This window comes from Phyllobacterium sp., assembly GCF_037994425.1.
Taxonomy (GTDB): domain Bacteria; phylum Pseudomonadota; class Alphaproteobacteria; order Rhizobiales; family Rhizobiaceae; genus Phyllobacterium.
Genome location: NZ_JBBNAM010000421.1, coordinates 1 through 18856 on the forward strand (window position 1 = coordinate 1; position 18856 = coordinate 18856).

Consider the following 18856-nt stretch of genomic DNA (forward strand, 5'->3'; position numbering starts at 1 on the left):
GGAATCAGATCCTTGAACTCGAACCGTCCGGCCATGGCAAGACCAAGCGAGACAGCTGGATTGAAGTGTCCGCCGGATATATGTCCGACGGCAAAGGCCATGGTAAGAACCGTAAGACCAAAAGCAAGGGCAACACCAAGCAAACTAATACCGACATCTGGAAACGCCGCCGTGATAACCGCGCTGCCGCAGTCGCCGAGGACAAGCCAGAATGTACCGAAGAATTCAGCCGACAGTTTGTTCAACATGAAAGCCCCCTAGATGAAATGCGATCGCAAATAGCCCGAATCGCATCGGTAAAGTTATTCATATTTTTGTAAATCGACAATATCGACGACAGATCAGGCGGGTTTTGCACGAAAGCAAGCACAAGAATATTGGCATCGAGCAAACATATACTACGTTGGTATCATGAATTTACGGCAATCGTGATCGGTGGCCGCGACCGCCTCTTGCCCGCAAGCAGGTCAATCGCTACATGTCGGCGTGACTGTTAGGAGAAACGAATGCTTGCCCTCATCCGCACCATCGATCTGGCTCTCGATATCTATACCTGGATTATTATCGCCAGCGCTATTTTCTCGTGGCTTTACGCCTTCAACGTCATTAACTCGAGTAACCGGTTCGTCGCGTCTGTGGGCGACTTTCTTTTCCGAGTCACCGAACCTGCGCTGCGCCCAATCCGGCGCTTCCTGCCGGATCTCGGCGGTATAGACATTTCTCCGATCGTCCTGCTGCTGATCATTTTCTTCATCCGCCAACTGCTATGGACAACAATCGCACCGCTCCTCGTTTGAGCGATCAGCCAAAGTGTTTCCGCAAGGAGCGGGACGGCGTAGCGGTTTTTGTCCGGTTGACGCCGAAATCTGCACGAGATGCCGTCGAGGGTGTAGAGGTCGCATCAGACGGCCGGGCTCATCTGAAAGTGCGCGTACGGGCAGTACCCGAGAATAGCAAGGCCAATGCGGCGCTGGAAAAGCTGCTCGCGAAGGAACTTGACGTAGCTCCGCGCGATGTGGCGGTCGCGTCGGAAACTACGTCCCGGCTCAAGCAGGTAAAAATCTCGGGCGATCCGCAGGCATTGGCAACTAAGCTCGAAGGCTTTGGATCGCCCGAGGTCTGATTTGGTCAGGCGGTCTTGGCCTTGTGGCGCTCCATGGCCTCAGTGATCAGCTGGCGGGCTGCGTCTTCATCGCCCCAATCGCCGATCTTGACCCACTTGCCCGGCTCCAAATCCTTGTAGTGTTCGAAGAAGTGCTGGATCTGCTTCAGGGTGATATCCGGCAGGTCCGTATAATTGTGGACCTTTTCGTAGCGAAGGGTGAGGTGCGGCGAGGGAACGGCAATGATCTTCTCATCCTGACCCTTGTTGTCCTCCATGACCAGAACACCAATAGGACGAACGTTGATAACGCTCGTCGGCATCAGAGCGCGGGTATTGCAGATCAGAACGTCGATGGGGTCCCCATCGTCCGACAGCGTATGGGGGACGAAACCGTAATTGCCCGGATAGGTCATCGGCGTGTGCAGAAAGCGATCGACGAACAGGGCACCGGAATCCTTATCGAGTTCGTATTTGATCGGTTGACCGCCGACCGGAACCTCGATGATCACGTTGACGTCTTCGGGGGGATTGTTGCCGACAGGAATGGCATCGATGCGCATGTTTTCAGAGTCCTTGTTGGTTTGGGAGTGCTGTACTGACTTTTAGGAGCCGGCGCAACAAAAGCATCGCCTGCGCCGGGCCCGGCGCACCAGAGGCCGGGCTCGCAGGCGGAAATGATGATGGGCGACTTCAGTTCGTACGGCTGGCATTGCGGCAGCCGTCAATTCCACACGAAGGCAAGCTTCTTCAGCGTCTTGCCCTCGAAACATTCGACGCCTTCGGCGACATCGCGGCCGCCGGCGCCTTCGTAGAACGAAACGGCAAGGTCGTTGTCTTCAAGCGCCCACACGACCAGTCCCTTGAGCCCCTGATCGACCAGGCTACGCTTGGCTGCACCAAGGAGCCGCGTGCCGAGACCAAAGCCTTGATATTCGGGCCGGATATAAAGCTCGTAGACCTCACCCTTTTGCGGCAATTGACGGGCGCGGTTCGGCCCAAGCGTAGCGTAGCCAGCGACGACGCCGCCAATGTCGGCAACGAGAATTTGGGTCGATCGCTGAATGGCGCGCGCCCACCAGGCCGATCCGCGGCGCTGAAGCATTATGTTGAGCGCACGGTGCGGAATGATGCCGGTATAGGCACCTCTCCAGGCGGCAACGTGAATGTCCGAAATCGCCTCGGCGTCGTGCAATTCAGCCCGTCTTATTTCGATCACATGGGTGTTCATGGTTTCTTAACCATAGACCCGCGGGCCGACATTCGGCAACTGGCATCGCAGTGGAATTTTCGTGGTGTTCACGAAAAACAAAAGGCGGCGAAAACCGCCGCCCTTGCATCGCACGATAAGCTTGAAGCTGGCTTATGCAGCCCCGGCCGTCTTGCTTTTCTCGAAACGCTTGCGCTCGTTCGAATCAAGATAGAGCTTGCGCAGGCGAATGGATTTCGGCGTCACTTCGACGAGTTCGTCATCCTGAATCCACGACAGCGCCCGCTCCAGCGTCATACGGATCGGCGGCGTCAACTTGACGGCCTCATCCTTGCCGGCGGCTCGGATGTTGGTGAGCTTCTTGCCCTTGAGCACGTTTACTTCAAGGTCGTTGTCACGCGAGTGAATGCCGATGATCATGCCGGCATAGACCTTGACGCCAGCATCGATAATCATCGGGCCGCGATCTTCGAGGTTCCACATGGCGAAGGCCACCGACTCACCCTGATCGTTCGAGATCAGGACACCGTTGTTGCGGCCGGCAATTTCACCCTTGAAAGGTTCGTAGGCGCGGAACAGGCGGTTCATGATCGCGGTGCCGCGTGTATCAGTCAGAAGCTCGGACTGGTAGCCGATAAGCCCGCGCGTCGGGGCGTGGAAGACGAGGCGCACGCGATTGCCGCCGGATGGACGGAGTTCGACCATCTCGGCCTTCCGCTCAGACATTTTCTGCACAACCGTACCGGAATATTCTTCGTCGACGTCGATCAGAACTTCTTCGATAGGCTCGAGCATGTTGCCGCTTTCGTCCTTCTGCATGACGACGCGCGGACGCGATACGCCAAGTTCGAAGCCCTCACGGCGCATGTTCTCGATTAGAACCGCGAGCTGCAACTCGCCGCGGCCAGAAACGTAGAACGAATCCTTGTCGCTCGATTCTTCGATTTTCAGCGCAACATTGCCTTCGGCCTCCTTGAGGAGGCGATCGCGAATGACGCGGCTCGTGACCTTGTCACCTTCAGTGCCGGCAAGCGGCGAGTCATTGACGATGAACGACATGGTAACGGTCGGGGGATCGATGGGCTGCGCCTGCAATGGTTCGGTCACTTCCGGCGCGCAGAACGTGTCGGCGACGGTGCCCTTCTGCAACCCGGCGATTGCAACGATGTCGCCTGCATGCGCTTCATCGATCGACTGCCGCTCGAGGCCACGGAAAGCCAAGATCTTGGATATGCGGCCGGTCTCAAGCTGAGCGCCGTCGCCATGCAGAACCTTGACCTGCTGGTTCGACTTTACCGTACCAGAGTGAATGCGGCCGGTGATGATGCGACCCAGGAACGGATCGGCTTCGAGGATCGTACCGATCATGCGGAACGGCCCTTCGCCGACGGTCGGCTCCGGAACGTGTTCGTGCACGAGATCGAACAGCGGCGCCAGGCCCTGATCCTGCGGACCTTCCGGGTTCTTGGCCATCCAGCCACTCCGGCCGGAACCGTAGAGGATCGGAAAGTCGAGCTGTTCGTCGGTGGCATCGAGAGCGGCGAAGAGATCAAAGACCTCGTTGACAACTTCCTCGTGGCGGGCGTCCGGGCGGTCGATCTTGTTGATCGCAACGATGGGGCGAAGTCCAACCTTCAGGGCCTTGCCGACGACGAACTTCGTCTGCGGCATCGGGCCTTCGGCTGCGTCAACGAGGACGATGGCGCCATCGACCATGCTCAGAATGCGTTCGACCTCGCCGCCGAAATCGGCGTGACCAGGCGTATCGACGATGTTGATGCGCGTGTCCTTCCAGACGACCGAAGTAGCCTTGGCGAGAATGGTGATCCCGCGTTCCTTTTCGATGTCGTTTGAATCCATCATGCGCTCGGCAACGCGCTGGTTGTCGCGGAAATTGCCGGACTGTTTCAGAAGCTCGTCGACAAGCGTGGTCTTGCCATGGTCAACGTGTGCGATGATCGCGATGTTGCGCAGTTTCATAAGGTTCTCTTTGGAAGATTGGGGACGCCACATATGATGCGCCGCTTTACATTTGCGCGCTCCATACATGTTTTTTCGCATTTGCGAAAGGGGCAAAGCATTTCGGCCCAGCATTGCAGCCATGCAAATGCGCTGCTCCGCATGGCCACGTGCCGCGGACGGTAGTCCACCCGCCGCACGTAATTTCAGAGCAGCGTCCCCGACAGGATCGTAAGGGCGATGCTGAAGTAGAATGACAAGACCTGTGACGTCGACGAGCGTTGCAACGAAGGGCGCAGAGGCGCTCGCCGGATCAAAGCCGATCTTCTGCAGGATGAACGGCAGCATCGACCCCGCCAGCGATCCAAAGGTCACGATGCCAATCAGAGCCGTCCCGACAGTTGCGGCAACCAGATGCCAATGTTCACCGTAGTCGTATAGTCCGAGCATCTGCCAGCTTGTGATGCGAATGACACCGATCAGCCCGAGGAAGCTGCCGAGCACGATGCCGGTCGGCAGCTCGCGCAGCGCGACTCGCCACCAGTCCTTGAGCCGCAGCTCTTGAAGAGCGAGGGCGCGGATCAACAGCGATGTTGCCTGCGATCCGGAATTACCGCCGGAGCTCATGATCAGCGGGATGAACAGCGTCAGCACGACGGCCTTCTCAAGTTCGCCCTCGAAATGTTGCATCGCGCTTGCCGTCAGCATTTCGCTGAGGAAAAGGACCCCCAGCCAACCAGCGCGCTTGCGGATCATCTGCAGGAAGCTGATCTGCATGTAGGGTTTGTTCAAAGCCTCCATGCCACCGAATTTCAGCGTATCCTCGGTCATCTCCTGCGTCATGGCGTCGATCACATCATCGACGGTAACGATGCCGATGATCTGGTTGCCGTCATTGACCACCGGCACGGCGAGGAGGTCGTGCTTGCGAAACAGGCGTGCAACGTCTTCCTGGTCGGTAAAGGGACCCACGGTTACCGGAGCAACATCGCGGCCCACTGTCATGATTGATGCTTCGGGCTCGCTGGCAATCAGCCGGCGCAGGGCAACTGCACGCAGCAGACCCCGGGTTTCAGGTTCAATGGCATAGATGGCATAGACCGTCTCGCGAGAGCGCTCCACCTCTCGGATGTATTGCAGCGTGCGCGCAACGGTCCAGTTGGCTGGAACGCTGACGAACTCGGTAGTCATCAAGCTACCTGCCGTATGGGGCGGGTAGCGCAGCAGTTTGCGCAGGGCCAGCTGGGTGTCGCGACCGAGACCGGGAAACAACCGGTCGCGAGCCTCGCCATCGAGCTCATGGAAGATGTCAGTGACTCGGTCTGCCGACATGGCGTCGAGCAACTCGCATGCAATGGTACCGGGAAGCTTCGCGATGATAGCGGCGGCCGAATGCAGTTCCGGCTGGTCAAGGATCAGTACGGCGTGGTCGATCGGCATTTCAGAAACGATGCTGATGGCATCGGTTAGGTCGAGTTCATTGAGAAGCTCGACGGCATCGGCAGCCTGCATGGTTGCAAGCTGTTCCGCGATGGTCATGGCGGGTGCCGCTCCGGCACCAACCAAACCTTGGGTAAAGCGAAGGTCGTTCATTTTGCTCGCCTTTCTGTCGATCCGCCGTCACAGGGGATCGAGGCAAGCTGATCTCTCAATCAGGCCAAGATCGCCGATGACGGCGCAAACAATCGACTTTGACTGTCGTCGTTGGGCATTAGAGATAAACTCCGGTTGAAAGATGCGCCGCCCCGCAATGGAGGAGCCAGCGCGCTGTCATTTGGTCCTGTCCATACTAAAGTCAACCCCGGCAATTTACGCCGCGAAACACAACTTCGTGCGTCCACTCAAGCCCTTATGCGGACGTTTGCCGGGTCATAAAGCGGCGCAAGATGAAGTTTTGCGGCAAAGCGCTGATTGGCGACGACGAGTTCGTACTCGCCCTCTGCCAGGAATGCATCGTCAACGCCTTCGGTATTGCGGATATAGCCAAAGCCGATGGGGCTATCGACGGTATACCCATAGCCGCCACTGGTAAGGTACCCCACAGGTTCGCCATTACGCAGGATCGTCTCGCGTCCCAAGAGGACGACGTCCTTGTCGAATACCGTGATCCCCGCGAGCCGCTTCTTAAGCTGGCCATTGTTCGTTACCTCGGCCGCTTTCCTGCCGAGAAAATCGGTCTGGCCTTTAAGCTTCACCGCCCAGCCGAGTCCGGCTTCGAAAGGCGAGTCATTGGGGGTGATATCACTTCCCCAGGCGCGGTAGCCCTTTTCGAGCCGCAGCGATTCCAGGGCGCGGTAGCCCACGGGCCGTATCGCAAAAGGTTCGCCCGCCTGCATGAGCGCGTCGAACACGCCGCCCGTCGCGGCAATGGGAACGTGCAGTTCCCATCCGAGTTCACCCACATAAGTGACACGCAATGCCCGGACGAGCGTGCCGGCGATCTCAATCTCGCGCACATGGCCGAACGGGAAGGCCACATTCCCAACGTCGGAATTCGTTACCTTCGCCAGCACGTCACGCGCTTTCGGCCCCATGAGTGAAAGCGTTCCGAATCTTTCCGTGATATCGGCAAGCGTTGCATCGAATTTGCCGCCGATATGGTCTTTGATCCAGGCGAAATCATGCGTCCGAAAGCCGGTACCGGTGACGATATAGAACTGGTCCTCGGCAAGTCGCGCCACCGTAAGGTCGCACTCGATGCCGCCGCGCGTGTTGAGCATCTGCGTATACGTCAAGCGACCAGCCGGCTTCGAGACGTCGTTGGCGCAGATATAGTCGAGCGCCTTGCCTGCATCCTTGCCGGTTAGTTCGAACTTGGCAAAGGAAGATTGGTCGAAGATGCCGACTTTCTCGCGTACACGCCGATGCTCGTCGCCGACGGCATCGAACCAGTTCTGGCGGCCCATCGAGTAGACATCTTCGGCCTTCACGCCTTCCGGGGCAAACCAGTTCGGTCGTTCCCAACCCAGCTTCGAGCCGAAGACCGCGCCACACTGCTTGAGACGCTCGTAGAGCGGCGAGACGATAGCCGGGCGGGCGGACGTATGTTCCTCATGCGGAAAACCGACGGTGTAATGCTTGCCATAGGCTTCGAGCGTTCGGTCGAGAACCCACTGCCGGTCGCGGTGCAGATTGGAGAAGCGGCGGATGTCGACCGTCCACAGATCGAGAGGCGCTTCGCCGTCTACGACCCATTGCGCCAGGACCCAGCCCGCACCGCCGCCCGACGCGATGCCGAACGCGTTGAATCCGGCTCCGACAAACATGTTGGTGCATTCCGGCGCAATGCCGAGGATGAAATTGCCATCGGGGGTAAAGCTCTCGGGTCCGTTGATCATCTGCTTGACGCCAACCGCTGCGATCGCGGGAATGCGCTCGATCGCCTGCAGCATGTGCTGCTCGAAATGATCGAAATCATCGTCGAACAGCCGGAATTGCCAGTCATTCGGCACGTCGCCGGTCGTCCAGGGTTGGGGGTCTGGTTCGTAGCCACCCATCACCAGCCCGCCGACCTCCTCCTTGAAATAGGTCCGGCGATCGGGGTCGCGGATTGTCGGCGCATTGGCCGCCAGGCCATCGATCTTGTCGGTGATGATGTACTGGTGCTTTACCGGTTGCAGCGGCACGTTGATGCCAGCCAACTCGCCAACCTGTCTCGCCCATTGGCCAGCACAGTTGACGACTTTCTCGCAAGTGATTTCCCCCTTGTCGGTTCTCACCCTGACGATGCGATCACCCTCCATCTCGAAGCCGGTGACCCGGATATTCTCGATGAGCTTGGCGCCATGCATGCGTGCGCCGCGCGCCAGCGATTGAGTGATATCTGATGGGCTCGCCTGACCATCGGTCGGTAACCAGCTTGCGCCAACGAGATCATCGACCTCCATGAGTGGAAACCTGGATCTGACCTCCTGCGGCGAAAGGAGATGCATCTCCATACCAAAGCTTCTCGCCGTGGTCGCCAACCGGCGAAACTCGGTCCAGCGATCCTCATTGGTGGCGAGGCGCAGACAGCCCGTCATCTTCCAGCCGGTGGCGAGGCCGGTTTCCGCGTCGAGCCGTTTATAGAGATCGACGGAGTATTTCAGGACGCGCGTAATCGAGGCCGACGAACGCAACTGCCCGACGAGACCGGCTGCGTGCCATGTGGACCCGGACGTCAGCTGGCCCATCTCGAGCAGCACCACGTTGGCCTTGTGGTCTCTGGCAAGATGGTATGCCGTCGAGCAGCCGATGATACCGCCGCCGATGACGACGATCTCTGCGTGGGTTGGCATGGTCATGACATGGTCTTCCCGTATTTCGTTCTGTAGTGGTCCAGCGCTTCGTCCAGCCGTTGCAGATTCTCGGTCGTGTAGGCGAGATAGTCGACACCCGGTGCATTCAAATAAAGTTCTGAGACCATGCTCCACATGGCCTCACGCAGCAACGAGGCGCATTGCATGGCCGCGTGCGCACGGGTCAGCGTCATATCCGGCGTAGTCCGGAAATAGGCTTCGAGGAGCGCCTCGGACTCGTTTGGATCGAACCCGGCATTGGAGGCAAGTCCGGCAAGGTCGAACATCGCCGTCGAGAAGCCGGCGTACTCGAAATCGATAAGCCACAGCCTTTCTCCGTCATCGAGGATATTTGCGGGAAGAAGGTCGTTGTGGCTGAAGATAATCGGCAGCGGCTTCTGCGCCGCCTCCATTTCGTCGGCAATTGCGAGGTAGCCGGCAAGGTGCCGGACCATGCGACTCTTGCCGGCCGCGAGGGTTCGGGCGTAGTCGCGAATGACATGGAATACCCAGAACATGAAACCGGGCCCGAGAATGTGTTCCGGCATCCGCGCGTGGAACCCCCGGATCAGATCTGCAATACGCGGAATATTTGCGCGAATGTCGGCAGCTTCATACGTTCTCGCGCCGAGGAATGCCGTCACCATGACGCCATCGCCCGCGTGGAAGACCTCGGGCGCAAACCCGGCGTGATGCGCGGCTCGCGCCGTCATTGCCTCGCGGTCGCGGAATACATGGTGAAAGGGGTAGTCCTTGCCGAAGCGAACCACATATTTGCGGCACCCATCTTCCACGACGTAGCTTTCATTGCTGATGCCACCCTTCAAAAGGGCAATTGTTATGTCGCCTTGCCAGATCGGCAGCGCCGCGATGCGTCGCGCTATAGGCTCACCAAGGTGCACATCGGGTGTGGGAGCCATTGGCGATATACTACCCTGTCTGGCCCGGGCTCGAACACGTTAAAGGATAGGCTTGGATAAGTGGGCGGTTGGACTGACTCACCATAAAGAAGGCCCCCTGTCCGCTGAAGGTTGTGGACTCTCCGTGAACAGGCAATTCGTCTATGGCAAACACTTTCACTCAGCATCCTCGCATCGGCATCTTGGGTACCTGCAAGGACGGGCTCCACCATGGTGAGCCAGTCGAACCACGCACTACCATTTACCCCAGTAGCGTTATGGTCTGCCAAGTCGACGGGTCTGTCAACATATTTGTGTGGTAATTTGTGGTTTTATTGCCTGATATGCGTAAAATATGTGGCAATGGTGTAGTATGTTTACTCTATTTTGAGGTTTTGATGTGAGCTCCAAGCGACGTGGCGAGATTCGGCGTTTATTGCAAGAGGAAGGCACGATCTCGATTTCGGATCTGGCTCTGAAGCTTGGAGTATCGCTGGAAACCATCAGGCGCGACGTCAAGCCCATGACCGACGCGGGCATGGTCGCCCGCATCCATGGGGCGATTGGGCTGCCGCAGCACATTGGCGAGGCGCCCTTCGAACTGAGGATGCGCGAGAATGCAAGCGCCAAGAGGGTGATCGCCCAGTGGGTCGCTGCCACGATCCGCAATGGTGAATCGGTCATGCTCGACACGGGGACGACGACAAGTTTTCTCGCCCGCGAACTGCTGCAGCACCGTAACCTGACCGTCGTGACGAATTCCTCTGACATCGCGCGGACGCTTGCCACTGTCAACGGCAACAAGGTGTTCATGGCCGGCGGGGAACTGCGCAGCGACAGCGGTGCCGCATTTGGCGTCTCGGCGATCGAGTTCGTCAGCCGTTTCAGCGTTGCCCATGCGGTGATTTCGGTCGGCGCGCTGGACGCGCCTGGAGGAATAACGGACTACGACCTGGAAGAAGCAGAGTTTGCCCGTACCGTGCTTTCCCGCGGAGCACGCACGATCGCGATAACGGATGCGTCAAAGTTCGGACGACGCGGCCTCGTTCAGGTGTGCGATTTTACGAGCATCGACGAACTTGTGACCGATCGCGATCCGCCCGATAATATTGTGCAGGCGCTCCACGCAGCAGGGACGACCGTGACCGTCGCGGCGACTGCGCAATACGCCTGACGGAATCGGATTGGTTGGCCCGGTCAGGATGCTACGATTGTGCCCGAATCAGGAGATCGGACGTGATCAAGATTTTACTCCGCAGAACGGTGGAAACGCCTATCGGCCCCATGATCGCCATGGCAAGTAGCGAGGGGCTCTCTCTCCTTGAATTCGCTGATCGCCCGGCCGTTGCTTCGGAAATGGAGGAGTTGGAGCGGCGCTACGGCTATACGATAGAGCCCGGACGAAATGCCGTCCTAAATCAGATCGAGGCCGAGCTTGCGGCTTATTTCGCCGGCGAACTGACCCTGTTCGAGACGCCGCTCGTCCTTCCAGGTAACGCGTTCCAAAATGAAGTGTGGGCAAAATTGCGCGAAATTCCCTATGGCCAGACCCACTCGTACGGGGAGATGGCCCGCTCCATCGGGAGACCGAATGCCAGCCGGGCCGTGGGGGCCGCGAACGGTCAGAACCGTGTCGCCATCGTCGTCCCATGCCACAGGATCATCGGCGCCGATGGGTCGCTGACCGGATATGGCGGCGGTCAGCGCCGTAAGCGCTTCCTCATTGATCTGGAACACCGGATCTTCGCAGGGGCGGCAAGTCGCCCGATCTTTCATCCTATTAGTGCCCAGGGAAGCCTGTTCTGAAGGTCGCCGCTCTCGCTATACAATCAGGCCGGGGCTGAACTTCGGCTCACGCAAAAGTCGATCGAGCAGAATGAGGCCCTGCTCCACCCGTGTCCTATCGGCAAGGGCACCGAGGGATAGGCGAACGGCCTCCACGCTTGATGGACCGATACTGAACGCCGATGCCGGCACGATGCCGATTCCAGAGCGAACCGCAAGCGCGGAAAACTCTCCGGCGTGCCATTGCTGAGGCAGTGATAGCCAGAGATGATGTCCGGCCGGTTCTGCCCTATAGGCCCAGTCCTTGAGGATTTTGGCCGCAAAGCTCTGACGCTCCCGGCTTTCCGTCCTGATGGCAAGCGCGATCCGGCGTAGGGTTCCCGACTCGATAAAGTCCGTCGCCAGCGCGGCGAGGAGCGGAGATGCGCCTGGATTGCTGGCGCGCAGGCTTGATGCGAGTTTCAATGCATCGAGTGAAGAGGGACAAGCAACAAAGGCAATACGCAGCGCTGGTGTAGCACATTTCGACAAGGTGGCGATGTGCCACGTAAGGTCAGGAACGAGCGTCGCCAGCGCGGGAAGGGGCTGTTCGAGGAGTTCGGCATAGGGATCATCTTCGATGACCTGGACATGATGACGATCCGCGATCGCAGCGATCGCGCGCCGCCGCTCAAATGGCATCGTTGCTGTCGTCGGGTTATCAATCGACGGAATGACGTAGAGTGCGTTGGGCCGATCGATCCGGCAGCATTCCTCGAAGGCATCTGGAGTAATGCCGCACTCATCCATGGCTAGCGGATGCAGTTTCAGGTCAAGCGCAGCCGCCACTGATTTCAGCCCAGGATAGGTTGCCGCGCCCGCGGCGATGATCGCGCCGGCACCAAGGAGATTGCAAACCGCAAAAAGGGCGCTTTGAGCCCCACCTGCGACGATAATGCGGTCCGTCTCGGGTGCCTTGCCGAAACGCGGAATGAGCCAGGAAGCGCCCGCAGCCCGGGAAGCCTCGGTTCCTGCTGTTTCCTGATAAGACAGGAAGGAGCTCTGCCCGCCGCCAAGAAGGGCGGCGATGCCATTGGCTATGCGCGCAGGAAGATCGGCCGGCTGCGGGGGTATGTTCATGCTTAGATCGAGTTCGCTCGCGCGCATTGCGGTGGTCGGCGGCGAAACGGCCTGCGCCGCCTTTACGAAGGTGCCCGAACCGGTGCGTGCCTCGATAAGACCCGTCTGACGCACCTCGTTCAGCGCGCGTGTCACCGTGGTAAGGTCAACGCCCAATTCACGCGCAATATCGCGCTGTGGCGGCAGCGCGTCGCCGGGCTTGATCAGTCCGGCGGCGATATCGGCCTGTAGTGCGTCGGCAATACCTTGATGCTTGTAGCGGGCATCAGCGGCTATGCGTGGCTTCCAAATGTTCAAGACAGCACTCATTGTATGGTTATGCGACCCATACAATTATACCTCAACGAAAACGCTATCAAGTCATTTTGTCGCTGGGATCCGCATTTCTCTTTAAAATATGTGAAATAGGCGTATATTGGCGCCATGTGACGAATTATTGTATGGGATGGTGATCCATACGCTTGGCGAGCCGCGAAAGGCGATGCAAATGTCAGACGCTCATTTCCACCCGACGGAAAATCCGATGAAGACAGGCATTCTCGGGCGTTGCCCGCAATGCCAACAGGGTCATCTGTTCAACGGTTTTCTCAAACTTGCTCCCTCCTGCGAAGTATGTGGACTGGACTATTCCTTTGCCGATCCTGCCGACGGACCTGCCTTCTTTGCCATGACGATCGTGGCTGTACCGGCAATGCTCTTTGCGCTGTGGCTGCAGACGACCTACGAAGTATCGATCTGGCTGCATGTCGTTACGACGTTGCCGTTGACACTGGTCGGCAGCCTGATCCTGCTGCGGCCGTTGAAGGGCTGGCTTGTCTGCTCGCAGTATTTTCATAAGGCAGAAGAAGGCCGACTGGTGCGCAAGGGAGACCTCTGAGCGGCCTCCCCATTTCGCGCAGATCAGATGTTGGTGCCGCCATCTACGGTGAGGGACGCTCCGGTTATGAACCGGCCTTCTTCGCCGGACAGAAAAGCGACGACGCCGGCGATATCCTTTGCCTTGCCGAATCGCGGAATGGCCATCAACGCACGCTGGGCATCCGCGTGGTCGCCGTCAGCGGGGTTCATGTCGGTATCGGTCGAACCCGGCTGGACGATATTGACGGTAATTTCCTTCGGTCCAAGGTCGCGTGCCAGCGCCTTCGTCAAGCCAGTCAGCGCTGCCTTGCTGGTGGCATAGATGCTAAGCCCCGTGAAGGGGACACGTTCGCCGAGATTGCTTCCAATCGAGATGATGCGCCCGCCCGCACCCATCAGTGCAGCCGCTGCTTTCGAGGCTACGAAGCTCGCACGAACATGAATGGACATGACCCGGTCAAACTCGTCGAGGGTGGCCGTTTCGATCTGGTCCACCGAAAACACGCCTGCGCTGTTCACCAGTATATCCAACCTGCCAAATCTTGCATGGGCTTCGTTGACGGCGGCCTCAACCGCAGCAGCATCGAGATTGTCCGCTCGAATGGCGATCGCCTTGCGGCCCAATTGCTCGATTGATCGGGCGATTTCTTCTGCTCTACCCGCCGCGCTGGTATAGGTCAGGGCGATATCCGCACCATCTTCGGCGAGCTTCAGTGCAATGGCCGCGCCAATTCCGCGACTTCCACCAGTGATGAAGGCAACCTTATTTTCAAGACGTGCCATACTCGATTCCTTTTATGTAATGAACGATACATAAATGCTTAGGTTGCTTGCGCCGAACCGTCAAGCGATTTATATATCGCTCATTACAGAAAGGTGGGAGCATGTCGCCAAGAGGTCGTCCGAGGTCGTTCAATAGGGATGGAGCGTTGACGCGTGCCATGGAAGTTTTTTGGGAACGAGGATATGAGGGCGCCTCCATGACAGATCTCACCGAGGCGATGGGGATCAATGCGCCGAGCCTCTACGCAGCTTTCGGCAGCAAAGCGGAATTGTTCAAGCAGGCGGTTGATGTTTACCGAAACAATGTGGGTTTGCAGATTTGGGATGCCTTGCCGGAGGCCGCGACGGCGCGTCAAGGCTTTGCCAATTTTCTGAAGGAGACAGCGCTCGCCTATACGCGCGCCGACCAGCCACATGGCTGCCTCATCGTGCTTGGCGCTCTCCACGGCGAGAAGGGATCCGAGTCTGCTTGCGCTTTGCTACGGGATCAACGCCTCGATAACGTGATCAAGCTGCGCCACCGCCTGGAGCGCGCAAAAAACGACGGAGAACTCCCCGCAACCGTCGATTGCCAGAAGGTCGCGGAGTTCTACGCGACGGTTCAGCACGGAATGTCGATTACCGCGCGCGATGGCGCATCGTGCGAAGCGCTCATGCGCACCGCCGAGGCCGCGATGGCGGCCTGGGACACACTCACAACGCGTGCAGATTAGCCCAGGAGCTATTATGCAAAGACGGGGTCGAGCGTCACCTTGTAAAGCTCGACATTCTCACGATCCATCAGGCGGACCGTCATCTGCTGACTGGCGCCCTCAATGTCGACGAGACCGAAGAACTGCAGGCCGGCTGAAGGCGGCAGGTTCTGTCCCTGCTCCGGTGTCGGCGCCTTGATGAATTTGAGCTCGGGGCAGAAGGTCTGGTCGAGGTCGTTCGGGCCGAAGGTACCTGCATGAATCGGGCCCGAGATGAATTCCCAGAAAGGTGCGAAATCCTGGAACTGCGCCTTGTCCGGGTTGTAGTAGTGCGCCGCGGTGTAGTGCACGTCCGCCGTGAACCAGACTGTGTTTGTGATGCCCGCCGTCTTGATGAAGCGCAACAGATCGGCGATCTCGAGTTCTCGGCCTTTGGCTGGACCATTGTCGCCATTGGCGACCGCCTCGGCGCCTCTCTTTTCCTTGGCATTGTCCCAGACGATCACCCCGAGCGGCATGTCTGAGGCGATGACCTTCCACGTCGCTTTCGAGTTGAGCAGTTCGCGCTTTAGCCAACGAACCTGACGTTCGCCGAGGATTGCCGACGCCGGGGTGACCGTGTCCTCCATGTCCGGCCCGTTCGGGCCACGATAGGAACGCAGGTCGAGGAAAAAGACGTCGAGCAATGGCCCATAGGCGATCTTGCGATAGACGCGGCCCGGTTCTGCCGGTGTATAGCGGATCGGCGTCATTTCGTGGAAGGCACGCGCGGCCCGGGCTGACAGCAACGCGACCGATTTCTCCTTGTAGCGATCGTCGGCGATGAGACTCTTCGAGGAGGACCAGTTGTTGGTCACCTCGTGATCGTCCCATTGAAGAAAGGTCGGGCACACAGCATTCAGTTCCCGAACATGATCATCGAGGAGATTGTATTTCCATTGACCACGATATTCCTCAAGCGTTTCGGCCACTTTCCGCTTCTCATCGATGATGATGCGGTTCTTCCATTTGGTGCCGTCCTTCAGGTCCACTTCCTCGACGAGAGGCCCGTCTGCATAGATTGTATCGCCCGAATGCAGGAAAAAATCCGGCTGATGCTTGGCGATCGCCGAATAGGTCTTCATCCCAGTCTCGTCGATACCCCAGCCTTGCCCGACCGTGTCGCCTGACCAGGCAAAGCGGATATTGCGCTTCGACATGGGAGCAGTCTTAAAACGGCCGATGATCGGTACGGATACGGCGTTGAGATCGTTGAGGTCGACTGCAGTGAGACGGTAAAAAACCTCCTGGTCCGAAGCGAGGTCGGTCAGCAACTGCTTGACGGCGAAATCGCTCTCCGGAAGCGCATTGAGGGGCGGCAACCGGACAGGGTCCGCAAAGCTCTCCGTCGTGGAGACTTCGATGCCGATCCGCGAGGGCCGATCGGCGCGCGTCCAGATCATGCCCGCACTGGAATCAACGTCGCCCGACTGGATGCCATGGGTGAAGACGGGACGCGAGGCGGCACGCGATATGGCGGGAAGCGCCAATCCTGAAACTGCGGTCAGGGCAAAAGCCCCGGTCGATACGAGGAAGTTGCGGCGCGTGTGCGAAATTCGCTTCATCATGAAACTGTCCCTTGGCTGGCAGGTTGGCTGGCTGCCCCTTTGTGCACCGGGAATGTTTCGGTTTTTTTGCAGGCCCGTGAAAATATCACGTCGGCCGATAAACGAAAACGGGCGGCATCAGCCACCCGTTTCCAATATCGCTCGCGGTGAGCGGCAGCTTATTCGCTTGCAGCGGCTTCTTCGGCCGGAGCTTCGGCAGCAGCCTTGGCGGCTTCAGCTTCTGCAGCGGCCTTTGCCTTTGCATCTTCTTCGGCCTGCTTGGCCAGAGCAACGCGTTCCTGAGCCTTCTTACCCGGGACAGCCTTTTCCGGATTGTTGCGGACATCGCGCTTGGCAATGCCTGCCTGGTCGAGGAAGCGGAGAACGCGGTCGGTTGGCTGTGCACCGTGGCCGATCCAGTACTCGATGCGCTCGGCGTTGAGCTTGATGCGGTCGCCGTCCTTGGGGAGCATGGGATTCCACGCCCCAACGTTTTCGATGAAGCGACCGTCGCGCGGCGCGCGGACGTCGGCAACGACGACGTGGTAGTAAGGACGCTTCTTCGACCCTGCACGGGCAAGACGGATTTTCAGTGACATTGATATTCTCCTTGAAGGTTGATTTAGGCGCCGTTTTCCTTGGCGGCCGTTGTTTCGTGATGCCTGATCACTTCCTTGACGATGAAGTTCAGGAACTTCTCGGCAAAATCGGGGTCAAGACCGGACGACTGGGCAAGCAAGCGCAGACGTTCGACCTGGAGTTTTTCTCGCGCCGGATCAGCCGGTGCGAGGCCATTCTGGGCCTTCAGCAGGCCCACTTCCTTGGTGCAGCGAAACCGCTCGGCGAGCATGTGGATGAGTGCCGCATCGATGTTGTCGATGGAAGCGCGCAGTTCGATGAGTTCCTTCGGGAGGGACGATGAGGACATGATTATCCTTTCTTCTTCGGAAGGCCGGGAAGACCGCCACCAAGACCAGGCAGGCGCGGCATCCCACCACCCATGCCACCGAGGCCGCCAAGTCCACCCGGCAGACCACCGAGACCGCCGGGCAAGCCGCCGCCCTTGCCGAAGCCAGCGGCTTCCGCTTGTTTCTGCAGCGCCTCAAGCTGCTTCGGATCCATCTTGGAAAGATCTGGCATACCGCCCATGCCCCCAAGGCCACCGAGACCCATCTTGGCGCCAAGGCCGCCCATCATCTGTTTCATGATGCCGCCTTTGCCCTTGCCGCCCATCGCCTTCATCATGTCCGCCATCTGGCGGTGCATTTTCAGGAGCTTGTTGATGTCGGCGGCATTGGTGCCGGAACCCTTGGCAATGCGCTGCTTGCGGGAATGCTTGAGAATGTCGGGATTGCTGCGCTCGGTCGCGGTCATCGACGATATGATCGCGAGTTGCCGCTTGAAGATGGAATCATCGAGGCCGGCAGCGGCCATCTGGTCTTTCATCTTGCCCATGCCGGGCATCATGCCCATGATGCCGCCCATGCCGCCGAGCTTCTGCATCTGCCCGATCTGTTCGGCCAGATCGTTGAGATCGAATTTGCCGGACTGCATCTTCTTGGCCATCGCCGCGGCTTTTTCCGCGTCGATGTTTTCGGCGGCCTTTTCGACGAGCGAGACAATATCGCCCATGCCGAGGATGCGGTCCGCGATGCGGCGGGGATAGAATTCCTCGAGCGCGTCCATCTTCTCGCCTGTGGCGATCAGCTTGATCGGCTTGCCGGTCACGGCGCGCATCGACAGCGCGGCACCCCCGCGGCCATCACCGTCCATGCGGGTCAGAACGAGGCCGGTGATGCCAACGCGTTCATCGAAAGACCGGGCAAGATTGACGGCGTCCTGACCGGTCAGGGCATCGGCGACGAGGAGAATCTCGTGCGGGTTTGCCCTTTTCTTGATGTCGGCCATTTCGACCATCAAGGGCTCGTCGATATGGGTGCGGCCGGCAGTGTCGAGGATCACGACATCGTGACCGCCGAGCTTGGCCGCCTGAACGGCGCGCGTAGCGATCTCGACCGGCGACTGGCCGGCGATGATCGGAAGCGTATCGACTCCGGTTTGCACGCCAAGCTGGCGCAGCTGTTCCTGCGCTGCCGGACGGCGTGTGTCGAGCGATGCCAAAAGCACCTTCTTGCGGGCCCGCTCCGTCAGGCGCTTGCCGATTTTGCCGGTGGTTGTGGTCTTACCCGAACCCTGCAGGCCAACCATCATGATGACGACTGGTGCGGGCGCATTGAGGTCGATGGAAACACCTTCCTCGCCGAGCATGCTGACCAATTCGTCATGGACGATCTTGACCACCATCTGGCCGGGTTTGATGCTCTTGAGAACTTCGGCGCCGACTGCCTTCGACCGGACCTTGTCGGTAAAGGAGCGGACGACATCGAGCGCAACGTCTGCTTCGAGCAGGGCCCGGCGCACTTCGCGCAAAGCCGCCGCGACGTCGGCTTCCGACAGCGCCCCGCGGCCGGTCAGGCCATTCAAAATCGAACCAAGTCGTTCCTGTAAGCTCTCGAACATCCAGTTTTCCTTCTTCCTTTCAGGGACCCGTTTCCGCGAAAGGTAGGCACAAACCGCGCCTTGGCC

At 58.9% G+C, this 18856-nt stretch carries 18 protein-coding genes and 1 pseudogene; 6 read left to right on the plus strand and 13 right to left on the minus strand.

Features of this window, described 5'->3' with window-relative positions; all coding sequences use genetic code 11:
• Nucleotides 1–248 (minus strand): aquaporin (locus tag AAAB35_RS27850; protein ID WP_340671580.1); only part of this gene is annotated, 248 nt, incomplete at its 3' end.
• 258 nt (nucleotides 249–506) lie between these two features.
• Here AAAB35_RS27850 and AAAB35_RS27855 point away from each other — a divergent pair.
• Together AAAB35_RS27855 and AAAB35_RS27860 are read left to right on the plus strand one after the other, a co-directional pair.
• Entirely contained in the window at nucleotides 507–797 is a 291-nt protein-coding gene (locus AAAB35_RS27855; RefSeq protein WP_027231036.1) for a YggT family protein, read from the plus strand.
• Nucleotides 767–1123 (plus strand): DUF167 family protein, encoded by a 357-nt coding sequence (locus tag AAAB35_RS27860; RefSeq protein ID WP_340671581.1) that lies wholly within the window; start codon nucleotides 767–769, stop codon nucleotides 1121–1123. Before AAAB35_RS27855 ends, AAAB35_RS27860 begins: the two co-directional genes overlap by 31 nt.
• A gap of 5 nt (nucleotides 1124–1128) precedes the next feature.
• Here the strand turns inward: AAAB35_RS27860 and ppa are convergent, their stop codons facing one another.
• From ppa to AAAB35_RS27890, 6 genes and pseudogenes are all read right to left on the minus strand, one after another.
• Nucleotides 1129–1665 (minus strand): inorganic diphosphatase, encoded by a 537-nt coding sequence (gene ppa / locus AAAB35_RS27865; RefSeq protein ID WP_340671582.1) that lies wholly within the window; start codon nucleotides 1663–1665, stop codon nucleotides 1129–1131.
• Between the two features lie 161 nt (nucleotides 1666–1826).
• A complete protein-coding gene (locus AAAB35_RS27870) occupies nucleotides 1827–2333 on the minus strand; it encodes a GNAT family N-acetyltransferase (RefSeq protein ID WP_340671583.1) in 507 nt (168 codons plus the stop codon).
• A gap of 132 nt (nucleotides 2334–2465) precedes the next feature.
• The gene (gene typA, locus AAAB35_RS27875; protein WP_340671594.1) at nucleotides 2466–4292 is read right to left on the minus strand and encodes a translational GTPase TypA; all 1827 of its coding nucleotides are present in this window, start codon (nucleotides 4290–4292) and stop codon (nucleotides 2466–2468) included.
• Nucleotides 4293–4529: 237 nt separating this feature from the next.
• A pseudogene (mgtE, locus tag AAAB35_RS27880) lies at nucleotides 4530–5864 on the minus strand (magnesium transporter); the annotation flags it as partial.
• Between the two features lie 248 nt (nucleotides 5865–6112).
• Nucleotides 6113–8554 (minus strand): FAD-dependent oxidoreductase, encoded by a 2442-nt coding sequence (locus tag AAAB35_RS27885; RefSeq protein ID WP_340671584.1) that lies wholly within the window; start codon nucleotides 8552–8554, stop codon nucleotides 6113–6115.
• Nucleotides 8551–9468 (minus strand): phosphotransferase family protein, encoded by a 918-nt coding sequence (locus AAAB35_RS27890; RefSeq protein ID WP_340671585.1) that lies wholly within the window; start codon nucleotides 9466–9468, stop codon nucleotides 8551–8553. The genes AAAB35_RS27885 and AAAB35_RS27890 overlap by 4 nt, the downstream gene beginning before the upstream one ends.
• 379 nt (nucleotides 9469–9847) lie before the next feature.
• Between AAAB35_RS27890 and AAAB35_RS27895 the strand changes: the two genes are divergently transcribed.
• Nucleotides 9848–10621 (plus strand): DeoR/GlpR family DNA-binding transcription regulator, encoded by a 774-nt coding sequence (locus AAAB35_RS27895; RefSeq protein ID WP_340671586.1) that lies wholly within the window; start codon nucleotides 9848–9850, stop codon nucleotides 10619–10621.
• A 62-nt stretch (nucleotides 10622–10683) separates the two neighbouring features.
• Nucleotides 10684–11253 (plus strand): methylated-DNA--[protein]-cysteine S-methyltransferase, encoded by a 570-nt coding sequence (locus AAAB35_RS27900; protein ID WP_340671587.1) that lies wholly within the window; start codon nucleotides 10684–10686, stop codon nucleotides 11251–11253.
• Between the two features lie 15 nt (nucleotides 11254–11268).
• On the opposite strand, the gene AAAB35_RS27905 is transcribed toward AAAB35_RS27900, so the two are convergent.
• Nucleotides 11269–12648, minus strand: coding sequence for a PLP-dependent aminotransferase family protein (locus AAAB35_RS27905; RefSeq protein ID WP_340671588.1), 1380 nt, complete (start codon nucleotides 12646–12648; stop codon nucleotides 11269–11271).
• A gap of 190 nt (nucleotides 12649–12838) precedes the next feature.
• Here AAAB35_RS27905 and AAAB35_RS27910 point away from each other — a divergent pair, with 190 nt between their 5' ends.
• The gene (locus tag AAAB35_RS27910; protein ID WP_340671589.1) at nucleotides 12839–13228 is read left to right on the plus strand and encodes a DUF983 domain-containing protein; all 390 of its coding nucleotides are present in this window, start codon (nucleotides 12839–12841) and stop codon (nucleotides 13226–13228) included.
• Nucleotides 13229–13251: 23 nt separating this feature from the next.
• Here AAAB35_RS27910 and AAAB35_RS27915 read toward each other — a convergent pair whose 3' ends face one another.
• A complete protein-coding gene (locus AAAB35_RS27915) occupies nucleotides 13252–13992 on the minus strand; it encodes an SDR family oxidoreductase (RefSeq protein WP_340671590.1) in 741 nt (246 codons plus the stop codon).
• Between the two features lie 101 nt (nucleotides 13993–14093).
• On the opposite strand from AAAB35_RS27915, the gene AAAB35_RS27920 reads away from it, so the two are divergent.
• Nucleotides 14094–14705: a TetR/AcrR family transcriptional regulator gene (locus AAAB35_RS27920; protein WP_340671591.1), complete on the plus strand. Its 612-nt coding sequence runs from the start codon at nucleotides 14094–14096 to the stop codon at nucleotides 14703–14705.
• Nucleotides 14706–14716: 11 nt separating this feature from the next.
• On the opposite strand, the gene AAAB35_RS27925 is transcribed toward AAAB35_RS27920, so the two are convergent.
• The 4 genes from AAAB35_RS27925 to ffh form a co-directional block, all read right to left on the minus strand.
• Nucleotides 14717–16288: an alkaline phosphatase gene (locus tag AAAB35_RS27925; RefSeq protein WP_340671595.1), complete on the minus strand. Its 1572-nt coding sequence runs from the start codon at nucleotides 16286–16288 to the stop codon at nucleotides 14717–14719.
• Nucleotides 16289–16449: 161 nt separating this feature from the next.
• Nucleotides 16450–16869 (minus strand): 30S ribosomal protein S16, encoded by a 420-nt coding sequence (rpsP, locus tag AAAB35_RS27930; RefSeq protein WP_340671592.1) that lies wholly within the window; start codon nucleotides 16867–16869, stop codon nucleotides 16450–16452.
• Nucleotides 16870–16892: 23 nt separating this feature from the next.
• Nucleotides 16893–17198 carry a chorismate mutase gene (locus AAAB35_RS27935; RefSeq protein ID WP_340671593.1) on the minus strand — a complete coding sequence of 102 codons (306 nt, stop codon included), beginning with the start codon at nucleotides 17196–17198 and terminating at the stop codon, nucleotides 16893–16895.
• 2 nt (nucleotides 17199–17200) lie between these two features.
• Nucleotides 17201–18790, minus strand: coding sequence for a signal recognition particle protein (gene ffh, locus AAAB35_RS27940; protein WP_340671596.1), 1590 nt, complete (start codon nucleotides 18788–18790; stop codon nucleotides 17201–17203).
• Nucleotides 18791–18856 lie beyond the last annotated feature (66 nt).

Bases quoted from the DNA above. Each gene is read 5' to 3' on its own strand.
- rpsP (WP_340671592.1), bottom strand. From the start codon at position 16,869: ATGTCACTGAAAATCCGTCTTGCCCGTGCAGGGTCGAAGAAGCGTCCT.
- ffh (WP_340671596.1), bottom strand. From the start codon at position 18,790: ATGTTCGAGAGCTTACAGGAACGACTTGGTTCGATTTTGAATGGCCTG.
- AAAB35_RS27870 (WP_340671583.1), bottom strand. From the start codon at position 2,333: ATGAACACCCATGTGATCGAAATAAGACGGGCTGAATTGCACGACGCC.
- AAAB35_RS27885 (WP_340671584.1), bottom strand. From the start codon at position 8,554: ATGACCATGCCAACCCACGCAGAGATCGTCGTCATCGGCGGCGGTATC.
- AAAB35_RS27915 (WP_340671590.1), bottom strand. From the start codon at position 13,992: ATGGCACGTCTTGAAAATAAGGTTGCCTTCATCACTGGTGGAAGTCGC.
- AAAB35_RS27910 (WP_340671589.1), top strand. From the start codon at position 12,839: ATGTCAGACGCTCATTTCCACCCGACGGAAAATCCGATGAAGACAGGC.
- AAAB35_RS27855 (WP_027231036.1), top strand. From the start codon at position 507: ATGCTTGCCCTCATCCGCACCATCGATCTGGCTCTCGATATCTATACC.
- typA (WP_340671594.1), bottom strand. From the start codon at position 4,292: ATGAAACTGCGCAACATCGCGATCATCGCACACGTTGACCATGGCAAG.
- AAAB35_RS27920 (WP_340671591.1), top strand. From the start codon at position 14,094: ATGTCGCCAAGAGGTCGTCCGAGGTCGTTCAATAGGGATGGAGCGTTG.
- AAAB35_RS27925 (WP_340671595.1), bottom strand. From the start codon at position 16,288: ATGAAGCGAATTTCGCACACGCGCCGCAACTTCCTCGTATCGACCGGG.
- AAAB35_RS27890 (WP_340671585.1), bottom strand. From the start codon at position 9,468: ATGGCTCCCACACCCGATGTGCACCTTGGTGAGCCTATAGCGCGACGC.
- ppa (WP_340671582.1), bottom strand. From the start codon at position 1,665: ATGCGCATCGATGCCATTCCTGTCGGCAACAATCCCCCCGAAGACGTC.
- AAAB35_RS27860 (WP_340671581.1), top strand. From the start codon at position 767: ATGGACAACAATCGCACCGCTCCTCGTTTGAGCGATCAGCCAAAGTGT.
- AAAB35_RS27935 (WP_340671593.1), bottom strand. From the start codon at position 17,198: ATGTCCTCATCGTCCCTCCCGAAGGAACTCATCGAACTGCGCGCTTCC.